This is a genomic window from Rhodococcus quanlei, from assembly GCF_055231015.1.
Window position 1 is genome coordinate 20,376 of record NZ_JBUYWD010000001.1, and the last position, 17,307, is coordinate 37,682.

The following is a 17,307-nucleotide window of genomic DNA, read 5'->3' on the forward strand; positions in this document are numbered from 1 at the left end:
TCATGAACATCAACATTCATTCGAGCTTCCTGCCACACAACGACCCCGAAGCAGCCTTGGGTTTCTACCGGGACACCCTCGGATTCGAGGTTCGCAACGACGTCGGATACAACGGGATGCGTTGGATCACGGTCGGTCCCGTCGACCAGCCCGACACATCGATTGTGCTGTACCCGCCGGCGGCCACCCCAGGCCTCACCGACGACGAGCAGCGAACGATCTCGGAGATGATGGCCAAGGGCACTTTCGGAACCCTTCTTCTGGTCACCGGAGACGTCGACGGCGCATTCGAGCGCTTGCAGGCGAACGACGCCGAGGTCGTGCAGGAACCGACCGATCAGCCCTACGGAGTTCGCGATTGTGCATTCCGCGATCCGGCGGGAAACATGCTCCGCATTCAGGGGGTGCACTAGACATGACCGCGCTTTCATCGGTAGTACTCGAGGCGGGCGACGTCGCGGCCGCAGAGGCATTCACCGTCGCGCTGGGCGTGAACGAGCACGTCGTTGTCCGTGCCTGCGACGAGCCGGCCAACGGTTTCCGTGGTTTCACGGCCAACGGTTTCCGTGGTTTCACACTGTCTGTGGTGGTGTCGCAACCGAGCGCGGTGGACACGCTGACGAACATTGCGCTCGATGCCGGTGCGACGACCATCAAACCTGCCAAGAAGAGTTTCTGGGGCTATGGGTCTTCTGTGGCGGCGCCGGACGGAACGATCTGGACGATCGCGTCGTCATCGAAGAAGGACAGTGGTCAGGTCACCACGAAGATCGACGATCTCGTGCTGCTGCTGGGGGTCGAGGATGTGAAGGCGAGCAAGCGTTTCTACGTCGATCGCGGTCTGCCCGTGGGAAAGAGCTTCGGCGGCAAGTACGTCGAGTTCGACATTGCGTCGTCGCCGATCAAGTTGGCGCTCAACGGACGTCGTGCGCTTGCCAAGAACGCCGGTGTCTCGGCTGAGGGCGACGGCACACACCGGATCGTTCTCGTCGGCGACGCAGGACCGTTCACCGACCCGGACGGATTCGTGTGGGAGGCGTCAACGGCGCTGCCGTAGTGGCGAGTTCGAGGCCCTGCGGGCGTAGCTGTCGGTGAGTTCCACACCGATTCGTGCCAACTGCGCCCGCACCGGGTGGGGGTCGAGTACCTCGACCTGCGCACCCCAGCCGGCCAGAGTGCGTGCGATGTCCAATGGAGTGGGCGCGGCGACACGGACCCGCGCTCGACCGTCTTCTGCGTCACCGTCATCGAGGCAGTGACGCCCGAAGTGGTCACGCAGGATCGGCAGGAACCGGCGTTCGGTGAGTACGGTCGCCCATGTGGCGCTGCGCCGCTCCTCCATCTTCCCGACCACCTCGTCCCATGCTTCGGCGAGTGCGAAGTTGCCGGGCCGTTCGGCCTGGCGATCGCTCAGGTCGGCTTCGACGATCCGATCGACCCGGAAGGTTCGTCTACCCCGGTCAGTGCCGGCGATCAGGTACCAAGACCCGTCCTTGTCGACTAAGCCCCACGGGTCCACCACTCGCTCCGATCGATACCGGGCCGCGTTCTCGTAGGTCAGTGACACTTTCCGTCGGCGCACCACGGCGGACTGCAGCATCTCCACCACCGCGGGCCGTTCGTCGTGGATCTCGCCCCACGCGGTCGGGTCGGTCATGGTTGCGTCGGCCGCGGCCTCAGCTTCGGCCCGGAAGGTTTGTGGCAGCGCCCGCACGAGCTTGCGGAGCGCGGCTTTGGCCTCGTTCGATACCCCGGCGCCCGGTCCGACGAGCAGGAACAACGCCTGGGTCTCGGCGGCGGACAGGCCTGACAGGTCGGTGCGCGCACCACCGATGAGCGTCCAGCCGCCCCCGCGTCCTGGCTGTGAATACACGGGTATGCCCGCCGTGGAGAGTGCTTCGAGGTCGCGGCGGGCAGTGGCGACCGATACTTCGAGTTCGTCGGCGACCTCGGCAGCGGTCACCTGTCCCCGGTTCTGCATGAGAAGGAGGGTGGCGACGAGTCGGTCTGCGCGCATGAATCTCATCTTCTCCGAATAAGTGCTCAGTTGGTGAGCACTTTGGGTGTCAGGATGAGATTCATCAACCGAACGAGCGAAGGGATTCACCGATGTTGCGAGGACTCACCACCGTCAGCTTCTTCGCCGACGACGTGGCCGCCGCCCAGGACTGGTACACCGAGATGCTGGGCATCGACCCCTACTTCACCCGCCCCGAGGAAGGACCGGCCGCATATATCGAATACCGGATCGGCGACTTCCAGCACGAGCTCGGAATCATCGACAGCCGCTTCGCCCCGCATGCCGCATCGGAGCAAGCGTCCGGCGTGGTGACCTACTGGCACGTGGACGACGTCGAAGCCACCTTCGAACGGCTGCTCTCCCTCGGTGCCACCGTGCACGAGAAGCCGACGACCCGCGGACCCGGATTCGTAACAGCCGCCGTTGTCGATCCGTTCGGAAACATCCTCGGTGTCATGTTCAACCAGCACTACCTCGACGTCCTCGGCAGGAAGCAGGCGTGAGATGAAAACTCTCGTTGCCACCTCGGCCGCCGTCTGGCGTGACTGGCTCGAACAGCACGGCCGATCCGAAAAGGAGATCTGGCTGATCATCCACCACAAGGACAGTGAAACGCCGAGCCTGCGCTATCACGAGGCGATCGAGCACGCCCTGTGCTTCGGATGGATCGACGGCCTGCACCGTACCCACGATGCGAGCAGTTCGCGCCTCCGGTTCACCCCGCGCAATCCCCGTAGCACGTGGAGCAGCGTGAACCGGGCGCGTGCGACGAAGATGGTCGACCAAAATCTGATGACCGAGCACGGTCAGGCCTTGATCGATCTGGCGAAGGAAAGGGGAACATGGCAGGTTCTCCCCGATGACGGCTCGCAGCTACCCGACGACTTACGGGAATTGTTGCACCGAAACGAGACAGCGCGCGGGCACTTCGAGCGCTTTCCCCCCTCGTCGAAGCGGCTGATTCTGGAGTGGATCGTGACAGCGAAGAGAGCGGATACTCGTCGGCGGCGAATCGACCGGACGGTTGAGCTCGCGGCAGTTGGTGTGCGAGCGAATCACCCCGGCGTTCGGATCAGGGACGACGGCGAGGACCAACGACGTAACCTCGGAGAATGACTGGTGATGCTTGTCTGTACCGAGAGGCGCTGCAGGAATCACTGGACCGGTTCGGGCCGGTGGCGGCGGAAACCGAGGCTCATAGGGCGGCCTCGGTGGTGCTGGCGATCCTCGGCGACGGTGTGTATGGGACGGCGATTCCTCTGACAATGCGCACCAGCACGATGCGTGCCCATCCTGCCCAATTCGCGCTCCCCGGAGGAAGCGTCGACTCGGGAGAGACCGGGGCGGAGGCTGCGGTGCGGGAACTCGAAGAAGAGCTCGGCGTTCGGGTTGCAGCAGAGGATGTGCTGGGTCGGATGGATGACTACATCACTCGGTCGGGGTTCGTGATCACCCCGTTCGTCGTGTGGTCGGATGTGGGTGTCGATTCGGTAAGCCCGAACCCAGGCGAGGTCGAAGAGGTGTTTGCGGTGTCGCTGGAGGAACTGTCTGCCGTACCGCGTTTCATCGAAATTCCGGAGTCGTCGAAACCCGTCATCCAATGGCCGTTTCGAGAACACCTGATCCATGCACCGACGGGTGCCATCATGTATCAGTTCGGGCGACTGGCACTCCACGGCGAACACACCAGAGTGGACGGATTCGATCAGCCTGTCTTCGCATGGAAATGATCACTCGCGGCTATCCTCACGACTTGTGACGGTATTGCGAACTCTGGCAGAACTCATCGACCGAACCGGCGTGGACCCGGTGGTCTGGAAAGCGCCCGAAAGTCCTACGGAAGAGGGTGTTCTGGCAAAGAACGACGTTCTCGACCAGGCCGAGAGATGGGCCCTGCCGTCGGGTAAGGGGCCGGAGGATGTGGCCGTGGATCACGACGGCCGGTTGATCACCGGCGGCGACGACGGAAAGATCTGGCGATTCGACAAGAACGGAGCGCCAACCCAATTGGCCGATACGCAGGGAAGGCCTCTGGGAGTCGAAGTTCTGGACGACGGCCGATTTCTGGTATGCGACTCGGAGCGCGGCGTCCTCCGGGTGGACGCTTCCGGTCGTGTCGAGGTACTGGCTGATTCCGCGGTGGGGCGGCCGCTGCTTGCGTGCAACAACGCCGCTGTCGGCGCCGATGGCATCATCTACTTCACCGATTCCTCGGCCCGGTACACCATTGCCGATCACCACATCGACCTGTTGGAACACAGTGGAACGGGGCGCCTGCTCCGCCTCGACCCGGTGACGGGGGAGGCGGATCTGTTGGCCGACGGGCTGCAGTTCGCCAACGGTGTCGGGTTGGCAGCGGACGAATCGTATGTTCTGGTCGCGGAGACGGGCGCGTACCGGATCAACCGCGTCGAACTGCGCGGTCCGCGCGCGGGGGAGCGGTCGGTACTCGCGGACAATTTGCCCGGAATTCCCGACAACATGACCTCGCAAACCTCGGACGGTCTCTTCTGGGTGGCCCTCTACAGTCCCCGAATGCGCATTCTCGACTTCATGGCGCCCTACCCGGCGTTGCGGGTTCTCGCGGCCAACCTTCCGGACGCAGTCCGTCCAGCGCCCGAACATGCGGGTTGGGTGCTGGCAATAGATGCGACCGGGATCATCGTGCGCAGTCTGCGCGGCGGACGCGGAAGCTATTCGCCGATCACCGGGGTGAGGGAGCACGACGGTGCGTTGTACCTGGGTAGCTTGAGTGACAAGTCGGTGGCCCGCGTGGCGCTACCTGCGCGCGTTGGGTAAGCGAGCGCCGGATTCGGCGCATCGCGTACACGGTATGGAAGAGTGGGCGTTCGATGTGCCGGTGAACGGGTCGTTCGATGTGCCGGTGAACGGATACCGATAGGACGAGGTGAATTCGTTGGACGACGAGATCGTGCGGTCGGATCGGATCCTCACGATTCCCAACGTCCTGAGCGTGATTCGGTTGCTCGGGGTTCCGTTGTTCGTTTACCTCCTTGTGGTCACACATTCGGACGGATGGGCACTCGCGGTTCTGATGGCCAGCGGCTTCAGCGACTGGCTGGACGGAAAACTGGCCCGTGTGCTCGGACAGATGTCGCGGTTCGGTGCCCTGCTCGATCCGTTCGTGGACCGCCTCTATGTCGTCACGACACTCGTCACGTTCGTGATGCGGGACTTCATACCCTGGTGGGTTGCAGCGATTCTCATCGGCAGGGACGTTGTTCTCGCGCTCAGCCTGGTGATCTACGGTCGGCGCAATCTTCCTCCGCCCGACGTGATGTATCTCGGTAAGGCGGCGACGTTCCTGCTGATGTTCGCGTTGCCACTGATCCTTGCCGCGCAGGGAGATTGGGTGATTGCAGAGGTGGCGCGTCCACTCGGCTTCGCCTTTCTCGTCTGGGGTACCGGTCTGTACGTCTGGACGGGTCTTCTTTACCTCGGCAAAGCCTTCATCGTCATGCGGACCATCCCTCCGGCCAAGGGTTCGGCGGCTCGTCGAACGGGTTCCGCACGGTGAAACGCAGCGACGAGGAGGTGCCACGCAATCCGCAACCGTCGCTGCTGCGATCGTTGATGACCGAGCACCTCGATCCGGGATATGCGGCCGCGGCGAGGGCACGTGCGAGTGGGAATCTGCGTACCGAACCGACAGCGAACGCCGCGTGGTTGATCGCCGGGATTGCGTTGATCAGCTTCGTCGTCACTGCCGCGTATGTGCACACCATCGAACGGGTGCCCGGGACCGAACACGTGCGAGCAGAGCTGCTGGCCAAAGTCGGCGAGGCCCGAACAGGCGTCGACCAATTGACCGCAGACAGAGACCTCCTCGCGACCGAGGTGGACGCAGCGCGCGCCGCGGCCCTCGAAGGTGACGCCCACGGTGCGCGCCTGCTCGATCGCCTTCACGAGGTGGAGGCCATGGCCGGGGCGGAACCGGTGCATGGAGAGGGACTGGTGGTGACGTTGACCGATCCCGTCGCGCCCCCGGATCTCACCGATTCGTCGCAGCGCAGTGTAGGAGGCCGGGCAGTGGTACTCGACCGAGACCTGCAGTCCGTGGTGAATTCCCTGTGGGCCGGTGGCGCCGAAGCGGTGGCGATCAACGATGTCAGGATCGGGCCCGGCGTGACCGTCCGGCAGGCCGGTGGCGCGATGCTGGTGGACAATCAGCCGGTGTTCTCCCCGTACCGAGTGTCCGCCATAGGCCCGCAGGGACGAATGCAGACTCGATTCGTGGTGAGTGATGCCTATCTACGCATGACGAGCGTGCAGCAACTGTACGACATCGGCTTCTCGGTAGAGGTGTTCGACGACCTGTCGCTACCCGCGGCGAGAGTCCGCCAGACGCGGGTAGCGCACGGTTCAGGAGGGGACAGATGACGAACAAGCGTACGGCGAGTGTTCCTGCAGTGCTGGCGCGAGGTTCCGCGATCTACGGGGTTCTGGCTTTGGCTGTGGGAATCGTACTGGGTGTGGTGTTCAGCCCCCAGGTACCGGACTTGGTGCAGCCCTATCTGCCGATTGCGGTGGTAGCGGCGCTGGATGCGGTATTCGGTGGCCTGAGGGCCTACCTGGACGATATTTTCGATCCGAAGGTGTTCGTCGTGTCGTTCGTCTTCAACGTGCTGGTCGCCGCCCTGATCGTCTGGCTCGGTGACCAACTCGGTGTCGGCACCCAGCTGTCGACGGCGATCGTCGTCGTGCTCGGAATCAGGATTTTCGGCAACGCCGCCGCTCTTCGTCGCCGACTGTTCGGAGCGTGAGTGCCGATGACGGACGACAGGGAACCCGACCCGGCATCGAAGGGCGATCCGGCATCGGAGGAGCACGCGAACAAGCATGAGCTGGCCGGCTCGGTGTCCGTTCGGACACACTGGATCTTCGGCATCGTTGCGGCGGTGCTGCTGGCGGGTCTGGGAATCGCTATTGTGACCCAAGTCAAGAATACGGATTCGGGCGAGGGCCTCGACGCGGCCAGCCCGGCCGATCTGCTGGTCGTGCTCGACACCCTCAATCAACGCGAGGCTGGTCTTCGGCAGGAGATCGCCGACCTCGAACAGAGTTTGTCGAGATTGCGCAGCGGTGAAAACTCGGAAGCGGCGCTCGCAGAGGCACGTGACCGCCTTCGGAGCCTGTCCGTTCAGGTGGGGACCGTCGAAGCGACGGGACCTGGAGTGATCATGACCATCACCGATCCCCACCGCGGTGTCGGCTCGGAGGTGATGCTCGACCTCGTGCAGGAATTGCGGGCGGCAGGAGCCGAGGCGATTCAGATCCACGGTGACGGCGGTGTGCCGATTCGCATAGGGGTCGATTCGTGGGTCTCCGGACCGGCAGATGACCTGCAATTGGACGGTCGGACCATCCGGGCTCCGTACTCGGTGTCGGCAGTGGGAGACCCACCTACTTTGGCAGCTGCACTGAACATTCCGGGTGGCGTCGTGGACAATGTGTCACGCAGTGGTGGAATGTTGACCATCGAACAATCGGACCAAGTCACGATCTCTGCCTTGCGAGAGATGAAACCCCGCCAATACGCTCAGCCAGGAAAATGATCCTCGCATACCGATTCCGGAATGCAATAGAAAGGAAGCCACCCGTGAGTGAGCCCGAAATTCCCGCTGATCTGCGATACACGGCGGAGCACGAGTGGGTGAAGCGGACCGGCCCGACCACGGTGCGCGTTGGTATCACCGACTTCGCGCAAGAGCAGCTCGGCGACGTCGTGTTCGTTCAGCTTCCCGCGGTCGACGACGAGGTGACTTCCGGAGAATCCTTCGGCGAGGTGGAGTCGACGAAGAGTGTGTCGGACATCTTTGCGCCGTTCACGGCGAAAGTCGTTGCCGCAAACGCGGATCTGGAGGGAAGCCCGGAGCTGGTCAACTCGGCACCGTACTTCGAGGGCTGGTTGGTCGATCTCGAGGTTCCCGACGAGGCCGCACTCGACGCGGCGCTGGCCGAAACGCTGGATGCGGCGGGCTACAACGAGGTCGTCGGGGGATAATCGATCGACTCTGCGCGCGCCCACATTCGCGACACTTGGCCCGTACTCGCCTGTCTCACTACACGTGCGGGCGGTTGCAGGGTACGGTCGAGATGAACGCATGTGCCGATGTCGGGCGTGGGTAAACCATGTGGGCTCTGCCGCGGAAGATTGTTTGCAGAACGAAAGTAGGGCGTCGAATCGCAGTCGGTTCGTGTACCGAAGCGGAGACACGCCTGTAGGTGCCGAGAATGTTCGGCTGTAGTTGGCGAATGCAGTAGGTGAGCACTGCGTAGTCCAGCGAGTGTGGCTGGGCGATCGGAATGAGGAGGACAACGGTGAGCGAGAACGGCAACGATGCGGGATACGGAGAAACGCCGGCGGAGACCACTTCGGTCTTTCGGGCGGATTTCCTGAACGAGCTCGACAACGCGACGAGCTCACAGGCTTCGGAAGCCCCCGTTTCCGGCGTGGAGGGATTGCCTGCGGGTTCCGCTCTCCTGGTCGTCAAGCGTGGACCGAATGCGGGGTCGCGATTCCTGCTCGATCAGCCGACGACGTCGGCAGGACGCCACCCCGACAGCGACATCTTCCTCGACGACGTGACAGTGAGTCGTCGACACGCAGAGTTCCGCCAGGACGAGGACGAGTTCCAGGTGGTCGATGTGGGCAGCCTCAACGGTACCTACGTGAACCGGGAACCGGTCGATTCCGCGGTACTCGCGAACGGCGACGAGGTGCAGATCGGCAAGTTCCGTTTGGTCTTTCTCACCGGCCCCCGCGCGGCAAGTGGCGGAAGTCAGATCGGTGAGTCGTCGGCGGGTGCGGGTAGCCAATGACAGCGGTGCGGGCGCAGCAGGCGCAACCGGGGATGTCGATCGGTACGGTTCTGGACCGGCTTCGTCCCGACTTCCCTGATGTGACGATCTCGAAGATCCGCTTTCTCGAAGCGGAGGGGCTCATCAGCCCACAGCGAACCCCGTCCGGCTACCGGCGGTTTTCGCTCCCGGACTGCGAGCGCCTGCGCTACGTCCTGACGGCTCAGCGGGATCAGTACCTGCCGCTCAAGGTCATCAAGGAACAATTGGAGGCGATCGACAGCGGGGTGGCCACGGTCGGCGGCGACGACGGTCCCCGCCGACCGCGCACCCTCGTGGTCGCACCCGGCGATGTATCACCGGAGGATTTTCGATCGGACCGTGAGGTTCGTGTCGGTAAGGAGGATCTGCTCTCGCGCGCCGGTGTCAACGAGAAGTTTCTCGGTGAGCTCGTTCGCGCAGGATTGGTCGTACCCGGTGCGGCCGGATTCTTCGACGAGGATGCTGTCACTCTGGCGCGGACGGCGAAGGCGATGTCCGAGTACGGGCTCGAAGTACGGCATCTGCGTGCGTTCAAACTTGCTGCCGACCGTGAGGCCGGTTTGGTCGCGCAAATCGCAGGACCTGTGGCGAAGGGGCGTGACGCCGGTGCGCGCGCTCGGGCAGAGGAGATGGTGCGCGAATTGGCGGCGTTGTCACTGACTTTGCACACGTGCCTTGTGAAGTCCGCGGTTCGGGGTGCACTCGATCGCTGACGCGGTCGATCGGTCAGGCCATATCGCATAGAATCCAAGTACGGATTCGTAGATTGCAGTATCCGTACTCAGCTCGCAGGTTGGAGGCAGCGCGATGAGCGAAATGCACGTGATCGGAGTTCGTGTCGAGCAGCCTCAGAATGCGCCCGTACTCTTGCTGCGTGAGTCGGAGGGCGACCGCTACCTCCCGATCTGGATCGGTCAGACCGAGGCCACGGCGATAGCACTGGAACAGCAAGGTGTCGAACCTGCGCGGCCGCTTACGCACGATCTGATCAAGAATCTGATCGAGGCATTCGGTCGCACGCTCGAAGAGGTGCGCATCGTGGATCTGCACGAGGGGACGTTCTACGCGGATCTGGTGTTCGACGGTGACATGCGCGTTTCGGCCCGCCCATCCGATTCGATTGCGATTGCGTTGCGTACCGGGGTGCCGATTTTCGCCGACGAATCGGTGCTCGTCGAAGCGGGCCTGGTGATGCCTGATGAACGCGAAGACGAAGTGGAGAAGTTCAAAGAATTTCTCGAATCCGTGTCGCCGGACGATTTCAAGGCCACAGACGGATAGATTGCTCCTGCCGCTGATACCGCGCCTTTCAGAGTCTCAAGTAAAGGTTGAGGTTTGCGGCGCGTCGCGTTGACCGGGTTTCGGCCCGGTCGTAGCGTTCTTTGCAGTGAACGTATGCCCTGCGGAGAGCATCGAGCGTAAGCTGGGTTGATCCACGATACGGATTTGCTCGGTGTCACTCTGGCGACGCGCGTCAACAGACGCACTGATCGTCGGGTTCAGTGCCACATGCGAGAGGGAGTACTCAGTGGGAGATCGGTCGCAGGAGAGCGGGGCGAACCTCGGACTTGGTGTCGGCGCCGGGCATTCGGACGACGAGCGGGCAGCCGACTCCGGTTCTCGGGATATTCAGCCAGGCCTCTTTCCGGACGACTCCGTTCCGGACGAACTGGTCGGCTACCGGGTGCCCAGCGCATGTCAGATCGCCGGCATCAGCTACCGGCAGCTCGACTACTGGGCGCGCACCTCGCTGGTCGTGCCGTCTATTCGCGGAGCTGCCGGCTCCGGTAGTCAGCGGCTGTATTCGTTCAAGGACATCCTCGTCCTCAAGATCGTGAAGCGACTGCTCGATACCGGTATCTCGCTGCAGAACATTCGCGTCGCCGTCGATCACCTGCGTAAACGTGGTGTCGGGGATCTGGCGAAGATCACGCTCTTCTCGGACGGCACGACCGTGTACGAATGCACCTCGCCGGAAGAGGTGGTTGACCTCCTGCAGGGCGGGCAGGGCGTGTTCGGTATCGCCGTCAGCGGCGCCATGCGTGAGTTGACCGGGGCCATCGCGGACTTCCCGGCAGAACGGGCCGTCGACGGACACGCGGAGGAAAGCCCCGAAGACGAGTTGGCCTCACGTCGTAAGAACCGTGCCAACCGCAAGATCGGTTAGACTGGCCTCGCGTCGACGCCGTGCGGGAGAGTTCCGGATGCCGACCGCAGTGTGACTGCGGACGGCACCTGGGCGCCGAAGGAGCAACACCTCCCCGTCAATCTCTCAGGCACACAGGACCGTGCGGGCTCCGACGCCTCTGGAAAGCGGTGGGAGCACCCATCCGCCCACGGGGAAAGGGCTGTTCCGGCCGATTCTGCCCGGTTCGGTACCGAATCTCTCAGGCGCTCGTTCGCGAGCAGGCGACAGAGGGGGAGGTGCGCACCGTGACGCGGTGCGTGTCCTGATCCTCCTCACACGTCTGGAGCATTCGTGGTCGACGCTGCAAACCGCACATTCGCCGATCGTCATGTCGGACCGAGCCCATCCGAATTGGCGCGGATTCTGGAACTCATCGGTGTCGACTCGTTGGACGCGCTCGCGTCGAAGGCCGTCCCGGCCTCGATACTCGACGAGGCCGCATCAGGAGTGGCCGACGGACTGGATGTTCTCCCTGCGCCGGTGGGGGAGCACGAAGCCCTGGCCGAACTCGCGGCACTGGCAGCGCAGAACACGGTTGCGACCTCGATGATCGGTCTCGGCTACTTCGACACGCTCACCCCTCCTGTGCTTCTGCGTAACATCGTCGAGAATCCGGCCTGGTACACCGCATACACCCCGTACCAGCCGGAGATCAGTCAAGGCCGTCTCGAAGCACTCCTGAACTTCCAGACCATGGTCGGTGACCTGACCGGTATGGAGGTCGCCAACTCGTCGATGCTCGACGAGGGGACCGCGGCTGCCGAGGCGATGACACTGCTTCGTCGCGCGAACAAGCGCAAGTCCCCACGCTTCGTCGTCGATGCCGATGTCTATCCCCAAACGATGGCCGTCCTCGAGACTCGGGCGGAGCCACTCGGAATCGAACTCGTTGTCACCGACCTCACGGCAGGTCTGCCCGACGGTGACTTCTACGGTGTTCTGGCTCAGATGCCCGGGGCTTCCGGAAGGATCGTGGACCTGGCCGACACGATCACCGAGGCGCACGAACGCGGTGCACTGGTCGCCGTCGGCGCAGACCTTCTGGCACTCACACTGCTCACGCCACCCGGCGAACTCGGTGCCGACGCGTGCTTCGGAACGACCCAACGATTCGGTGTGCCGATGGGTTTCGGAGGACCGCACGCCGGCTATCTGGCCGTGCACACCAAGCACGCTCGCCAGTTGCCCGGCCGTCTCGTCGGCGTGTCCGTGGATGCCGACGGCAGCAAGGCCTACCGGTTGGCGCTGCAAACACGTGAGCAGCACATTCGCCGCGAGAAGGCAACGTCGAACATCTGTACCGCCCAGGTTCTCCTCGCAATCCTGGCCGCAATGTATGCGAGCTATCATGGCGCCGAAGGGTTGAAGGCGATCGCGGAACGTGTTGCTCAGCAGGCACGTAGCTTGGCGGACGCACTGTCTGCTTCGGGTGTCCGGGTCGTGCACGAGCACTTCTTCGACACTGTGCTCGTTCGCGTCGAAGGAGCAGCCGAGGCCGTCGTGGCAGAGGCTGTAGCGGCCGGCATAAATCTGTGGCTCGTCGATGACGATCACGTGTCGATTTCGTGTGACGAGGCCACCACGGAAGACCATCTCACGGCAGTCCTTCGTGCGTTCGGCGCCGAATCGGTGATCTCACACGACGCGGCCACCGCGCTGCCCGCCAGCCAGCTACGCACTACCGACTACCTGCAACACGAGGCGTTCACCAAGTATCGGACCGAGACAGCGATGCTCCGGTACCTGCGCGCGCTGTCGGACAAGGACATCGCACTCGACCGCAGCATGATCCCGCTCGGCTCGTGCACCATGAAGCTCAACGCCACCGCCGAGATGGAAGCGATCACCTGGCCGTCGATCTCGCGGCTACACCCCTTTGCTCCGTCGTCGCACACACCCGGCATGTTGGCGATCATCAAGAACCTCGAAGAGTGGTTGGTGTCCGTCACCGGCTACGACGCGGTCAGCCTTCAACCCAACGCGGGCAGTCAGGGGGAGTACGCAGGCCTGCTGGCCATTCGCAACTACCACCTCAGCCGCGGCGACACGAACCGCGACACGTGTCTCATTCCGTCGAGCGCGCACGGCACCAACGCCGCTTCCGCAGTGATGGTGGGGATGCGAGTCGAGGTCGTCAAGTGCCGTCCGAACGGTGATGTGGACGTCGACGATCTGAAGACGAAGATCGCTGATCATGCCGAACGCCTCGCCGCAATCATGATCACCTACCCCTCCACGCACGGTGTCTACGAACACGAGATTTCCGACATCTGCGCGGCAGTCCACGATGCGGGCGGTCAGGTGTACGTCGACGGTGCCAACCTGAACGCGCTGGTCGGCCTGGCCCGCCCAGGCAGGTTCGGTGGCGACGTGAGCCATCTGAACCTGCACAAGACTTTCTGCATCCCACACGGTGGCGGTGGTCCGGGTGTCGGCCCGGTCGGGGTGCGTTCCCACCTGGCCCCGTTCCTTCCGGGCCACCCGATGGCACCGGAACTCGGAGAATCGGGCGCGGTGGCTGCGGCGCCGTACGGCAGCGCATCGATCCTTCCGATCACGTGGGCGTACATTCGGATGATGGGTGCCGTCGGTCTGCGCCGTGCCAGCCTCACAGCCATCGCGTCCGCCAACTACATCGCCCGCCGGCTCGACGAGTACTTTCCCGTTCTGTACACGGGAGAGGGCGGTATGGTCGCCCACGAGTGCATCCTCGACCTGCGAGGGCTCACCAAAGAAACCGGCGTGACGGTCGACGACGTCTCGAAGCGCCTCGCAGATTACGGTTTCCATGCTCCGACCATGAGCTTCCCCGTAGCGGGCACATTGATGGTCGAGCCGACCGAGAGTGAGAACCTCGCCGAGATCGACGAGTTCTGTGACGCGATGATCGCGATCCGCGGCGAGATCGATCGGGTCGGCACGCGAGAGTGGCCGGTCGACGACAATCCGCTACGTGGAGCGCCGCACACCGCGGAGTGCCTCGTCGCAGAGTGGAATCACCCGTACTCGCGTGAGATCGCGGTGTACCCGCGAGGAAAGGCCAGGCCCAAGGTGTGGCCGGCGGTGCGCCGCATCGACGGTGCTCACGGCGACCGGAACCTGGTGTGCTCCTGCCCGCCGATCGAGGCGTTTGCCTGACGGTCTCAGGCCGACCCCTGGGGGACTCCGTCCGGCGCCGGAGGTCACGACTGTCGAGTGAGTTCGACAATCGTGACCTCCGGTGGGACGCCCACTCGCACGGGCGGTCCCCACGCTCCCACTCCACGAGTCGTGTACAGCGCGGTGCCGCCGAATCGATCGAGACCGGTGACGGACGGTTGCTGGGCAGGCACGAGATAGCCGAGCGGCCACATCTGACCACCATGAGTGTGGCCGGACAGTTGGAGATCGACACCGTGATCGGCAGCTTCGATCACCTGCTTCGGTTGATGTGCCAGCAGAATCACGGGCCGATTCGGGTCTCGTCCGGCGAGCGCCGCATTCAGGTCGGCTTCGTACGGCTCCGGTGAGGTGAAATCGTGGACGCCGGCGAGATCCACCACCGCGTCACCACGACGTAGTTCGACCCGCTCGTTTCTGAGTGTGTGGATCCCGAGGCGGTCCCACACATCCAGCCACCGGCCACCGTTGTCGGCATAGAACTCGTGGTTTCCGCTCACACCGAACACCCCGAGTGGCGCGTGCAGATCGGCGAGTGGGTCGAGGTCCGGAGACACCTTCGCCACGGTTCCGTCCACGAGGTCGCCCACGATGGCAACCAGGTCGACATTCTCGGGTTCGATCAGGTCGACGACCTGACGAGTGAAGGCACGGCCACGAGCCGGACCGACATGCAGATCCGATAGGAGCGCGACCCGGACCCCGTCGAATTCGCGGGGTAGCCGCGCCAACGGCACCCGCACCCGGACGATCCGAGGATTCGACGCCTCGACGACCCCGTATCCTGCGGTCGCGAGCGCACCGAGGAGAACGGCGCCGGTCCCGATGCGCAACGCTTGTCGCCGTCCGGGATTCGGGGGTTCGTCGTCCAACCCGCGAGCGCGTCTACGCCTCGTTGCGCTACGTGCGATCCCGGATGCAACGGCGATGAGAAGGAGGCCTGGCAAGAGGTAGAGCAGCGACGCCAACCACACCCAACCGGCGAAACCGATCGGTCTCGCCCAACTCGTGTCGAATACCTCACCGGATCCGACACCGATCAACATCAGCAGCCACAGCACCACGAGTGCCGAATCAGCCACCCGCGCCGGACGGCGAGACAGGCCGGTCGCTCGAACCAGTCGTCGATGCAGCACCCAGGTGACGAGTCCGAGAGCGACCGCGAAGATCGTCAGTCTGATCATGACGAGGCAAGTTCCGCGACGGCCTCGGCGAGAGCGGGCCCGTCGGATGACTCGACGTTGCGTACGGTGCCCCCGGTTTGCTCGGCAACGGCGCCGAACGTGCTCGCGGTCGGGTTTTCGCCGATGGTGATGACGTCGATCTGGACGGGCGCCGATTCGTCGGTCGAGTCCGCGATCGCCGTGAGCAGTTCTGCGCGCGTGGATCCTTCCTGATCGTCGACACCGTCGGTGATCAACAGAATCGAGTTGGTGCGGCCGGGAACGTAGTTCTCGACGGCATCCTGGTAAGCGGCGGCCAGCGAGGAGTATGTCCAGGAACCGGTAGCCGGTTCCGCTGCGTCGAGCGAATCGATCAGCGCCTGACGTCGGCCGTCCTCGCCCAGCGGTCCGGTGCGCACTGCTGCCCGGTAGGGGGAGTCGTCGCCGAGATCTTGGCTGTACTCCCACAACCCCAGGCTGGAGGTATCCGGCGTCTGATCGATCTGTGCGGCCAAGGCATCGGTCGTGTTGCCCAGTCTGGTAGCGGAGCCTTCCTGGTCGCCCATCGATCGCGACTCGTCGAGCAGAATCGTCATCGTACGATCTTCGACAGGGGAGGCGACGATCTGATCGAGTTCGGCGGCGGTAGGTCCGTCGGAGGGAACGAGTGGGGTCCCTATCTCTTCGAACTCGAGCGGAGTGTCCGTAGGGAGCGTGGCGCCTGGCACGCGGAACCCGGCATCCGCAAGGAGTTGGGCATTGTCGCGTGTACCGAGGAACTCGACGAGTTGTGCTGCTGCCCGCGCCTGAGTTTCGTCGCTGTCGGTCAGAATCGCGGCGGGATGGTCGGCCACGGGTGTGGCCCCCGAGGGGAGAAAGGCGTCCACGCGAGCGAACTCGTCGTCGTGCAGCGTGCGATAGACCTGCTGCTCTGTGGCTGGCACCGCGTGGACCGCGGCATCCGCGTCTTCGGCATGCTCGATCATGTCGGCAAGGGTGTCGGTGGTGGTGACGTCGGGCGGATCGAGTACCGGCGCATTGCGAGACAGGGTGGCGACGGCTGTGCGGACGGACGCGGCGTCGACGTGCTCAGCGGTGACCGGTCCAGTCGGCGTCCCGGCAGTAGCTGCCGCGACGGCTTGGACTGCCAATCCGGTCGGTGCCGAATCCGGTCCGGTCGGTAATGCGAGACGCAGTGAGCCCCAGCCGGGTAATCCACGATCCCCCAGAGAGGTGGGTGTGGACTGAAGTGCGGGCAGGTCCTGCCAGCTCGTGGGCTTTGCGGACAGTGCCGCGGCGACGACGCGGGGCACTGCGAGCACGATCGGGGTGGTTGCGATCGAATGTGGTTCACCGGCCACGACGTCCGGCTCTTCCAATGCCGCGAGCGCTGAAGACCCGCCGGGAATCCACAGGTTCGGACGGGGACCGAGACGCTCGTTCCACGGCTCGTTCGAATCGCCGTTCAGCGCACCCACGACAGCGCGAGCTTGCGCGGACGCGACCTCGACGCGTACACAGCGGTCACGGATGACGGGGTCGGTGTCCGAGAACTTCTTCGCAAGTGTTTCCACGACGGGCGCGATGTCCGGTTCTGCGGTGACGTGGAGCACGGACTCGCCTTCGACGCACCTTCCTGCGGCCTGCTCGGCCTGCTTGTCGATTCGTTCGCGAAGCTGAAACCACCCGAACACTGCGGCGACCAGCAACACAACCACCACGAGAACGATCAACGGGCCCTTGCTGACTCCTCTGACGCCGCCTTCGCCGCGATGCTCTCCCACGTGACTCACTTTCTGCTTCCGCCGACTCCAACGTCACGAGTCTAGTGATGGGTTGCTGCCATACCGACGCCACGACCCCGCCACCTGTGGTGACGGGGTCGAGTGCGGACCGGTGTTCCGGTACCTGCG

General features: G+C 63.9%; 19 protein-coding genes and 1 riboswitch. Of the genes, 16 read left to right on the forward strand and 3 right to left on the reverse strand.

What is annotated here, in order from left to right; all coding sequences use genetic code 11:
* The first annotated feature begins 2 nt into the window (after window positions 1–2).
* Window positions 3–413 (forward strand): VOC family protein, encoded by a 411-nt coding sequence (locus ACZI8Q_RS00115; RefSeq protein ID WP_463371466.1) that lies wholly within the window; start codon window positions 3–5, stop codon window positions 411–413.
* A 2-nt stretch (window positions 414–415) separates the two neighbouring features.
* A complete protein-coding gene (locus ACZI8Q_RS00120) occupies window positions 416–1,057 on the forward strand; it encodes a glyoxalase (RefSeq protein WP_463371467.1) in 642 nt (213 codons plus the stop codon).
* Here ACZI8Q_RS00120 and ACZI8Q_RS00125 read toward each other — a convergent pair.
* Entirely contained in the window at window positions 1,040–2,017 is a 978-nt protein-coding gene (locus ACZI8Q_RS00125) for a helix-turn-helix transcriptional regulator (RefSeq protein ID WP_463371468.1), read from the reverse strand. The genes ACZI8Q_RS00120 and ACZI8Q_RS00125 overlap by 18 nt on opposite strands.
* A 92-nt stretch (window positions 2,018–2,109) precedes the next feature.
* Between ACZI8Q_RS00125 and ACZI8Q_RS00130 the strand changes: the two genes are divergently transcribed.
* The 14 genes from ACZI8Q_RS00130 (at window position 2,110) to gcvP (ending at window position 14,210) form a co-directional block, all read left to right on the forward strand.
* Window positions 2,110–2,523: a VOC family protein gene (locus ACZI8Q_RS00130; RefSeq protein WP_463371469.1), complete on the forward strand. Its 414-nt coding sequence runs from the start codon at window positions 2,110–2,112 to the stop codon at window positions 2,521–2,523.
* Window position 2,524: 1 nt separating this feature from the next.
* The gene (locus tag ACZI8Q_RS00135; RefSeq protein WP_463371470.1) at window positions 2,525–3,136 is read left to right on the forward strand and encodes a YdeI/OmpD-associated family protein; all 612 of its coding nucleotides are present in this window, start codon (window positions 2,525–2,527) and stop codon (window positions 3,134–3,136) included.
* Window positions 3,133–3,750, forward strand: a complete 618-nt coding sequence (locus ACZI8Q_RS00140; protein ID WP_463371471.1) for an NUDIX hydrolase — start codon at window positions 3,133–3,135, stop codon at window positions 3,748–3,750. Before ACZI8Q_RS00135 ends, ACZI8Q_RS00140 begins: the two co-directional genes overlap by 4 nt.
* Before the next feature lie 25 nt (window positions 3,751–3,775).
* Entirely contained in the window at window positions 3,776–4,819 is a 1,044-nt protein-coding gene (locus tag ACZI8Q_RS00145) for an SMP-30/gluconolactonase/LRE family protein (protein WP_463371472.1), read from the forward strand.
* A gap of 109 nt (window positions 4,820–4,928) precedes the next feature.
* A complete protein-coding gene (locus ACZI8Q_RS00150) occupies window positions 4,929–5,558 on the forward strand; it encodes a CDP-alcohol phosphatidyltransferase family protein (RefSeq protein WP_463371473.1) in 630 nt (209 codons plus the stop codon).
* On the forward strand, window positions 5,555–6,421 hold the full coding sequence (locus ACZI8Q_RS00155) for a DUF881 domain-containing protein (protein WP_463371474.1): 867 nt from the start codon (window positions 5,555–5,557) through the stop codon (window positions 6,419–6,421). The genes ACZI8Q_RS00150 and ACZI8Q_RS00155 overlap by 4 nt, the downstream gene beginning before the upstream one ends.
* Window positions 6,418–6,804, forward strand: a complete 387-nt coding sequence (locus tag ACZI8Q_RS00160; RefSeq protein WP_463371475.1) for a small basic family protein — start codon at window positions 6,418–6,420, stop codon at window positions 6,802–6,804. Before ACZI8Q_RS00155 ends, ACZI8Q_RS00160 begins: the two co-directional genes overlap by 4 nt.
* A gap of 6 nt (window positions 6,805–6,810) precedes the next feature.
* A complete protein-coding gene (locus ACZI8Q_RS00165) occupies window positions 6,811–7,596 on the forward strand; it encodes a DUF881 domain-containing protein (RefSeq protein WP_463371476.1) in 786 nt (261 codons plus the stop codon).
* Window positions 7,593–8,045, forward strand: coding sequence for a glycine cleavage system protein GcvH (gene gcvH, locus ACZI8Q_RS00170; RefSeq protein ID WP_463371477.1), 453 nt, complete (start codon window positions 7,593–7,595; stop codon window positions 8,043–8,045). Before ACZI8Q_RS00165 ends, gcvH begins: the two co-directional genes overlap by 4 nt.
* 317 nt (window positions 8,046–8,362) lie before the next feature.
* Window positions 8,363–8,863, forward strand: a complete 501-nt coding sequence (gene odhI, locus ACZI8Q_RS00175; protein ID WP_463371478.1) for an oxoglutarate dehydrogenase inhibitor Odhl — start codon at window positions 8,363–8,365, stop codon at window positions 8,861–8,863.
* Entirely contained in the window at window positions 8,860–9,597 is a 738-nt protein-coding gene (gene ftsR / locus ACZI8Q_RS00180) for a transcriptional regulator FtsR (protein WP_463371479.1), read from the forward strand. The genes odhI and ftsR overlap by 4 nt, the downstream gene beginning before the upstream one ends.
* 94 nt (window positions 9,598–9,691) lie before the next feature.
* On the forward strand, window positions 9,692–10,165 hold the full coding sequence (locus tag ACZI8Q_RS00185) for a bifunctional nuclease family protein (protein ID WP_463371480.1): 474 nt from the start codon (window positions 9,692–9,694) through the stop codon (window positions 10,163–10,165).
* A gap of 247 nt (window positions 10,166–10,412) precedes the next feature.
* The gene (locus tag ACZI8Q_RS00190) at window positions 10,413–11,051 is read left to right on the forward strand and encodes a MerR family transcriptional regulator (RefSeq protein WP_463371481.1); all 639 of its coding nucleotides are present in this window, start codon (window positions 10,413–10,415) and stop codon (window positions 11,049–11,051) included.
* A gap of 13 nt (window positions 11,052–11,064) precedes the next feature.
* Window positions 11,065–11,183, forward strand: a riboswitch (glycine riboswitch).
* Between the two features lie 180 nt (window positions 11,184–11,363).
* A complete protein-coding gene (gene gcvP, locus ACZI8Q_RS00195) occupies window positions 11,364–14,210 on the forward strand; it encodes an aminomethyl-transferring glycine dehydrogenase (RefSeq protein WP_463371482.1) in 2,847 nt (948 codons plus the stop codon).
* 44 nt (window positions 14,211–14,254) lie between these two features.
* Here the strand turns inward: gcvP and ACZI8Q_RS00200 are convergent, their stop codons facing one another.
* On the reverse strand, window positions 14,255–15,415 hold the full coding sequence (locus tag ACZI8Q_RS00200; RefSeq protein WP_463371483.1) for a metallophosphoesterase: 1,161 nt from the start codon (window positions 15,413–15,415) through the stop codon (window positions 14,255–14,257).
* A complete protein-coding gene (locus ACZI8Q_RS00205) occupies window positions 15,412–17,178 on the reverse strand; it encodes a substrate-binding domain-containing protein (RefSeq protein WP_463371484.1) in 1,767 nt (588 codons plus the stop codon). Before ACZI8Q_RS00205 ends, ACZI8Q_RS00200 begins: the two co-directional genes overlap by 4 nt.
* Window positions 17,179–17,307 lie beyond the last annotated feature (129 nt).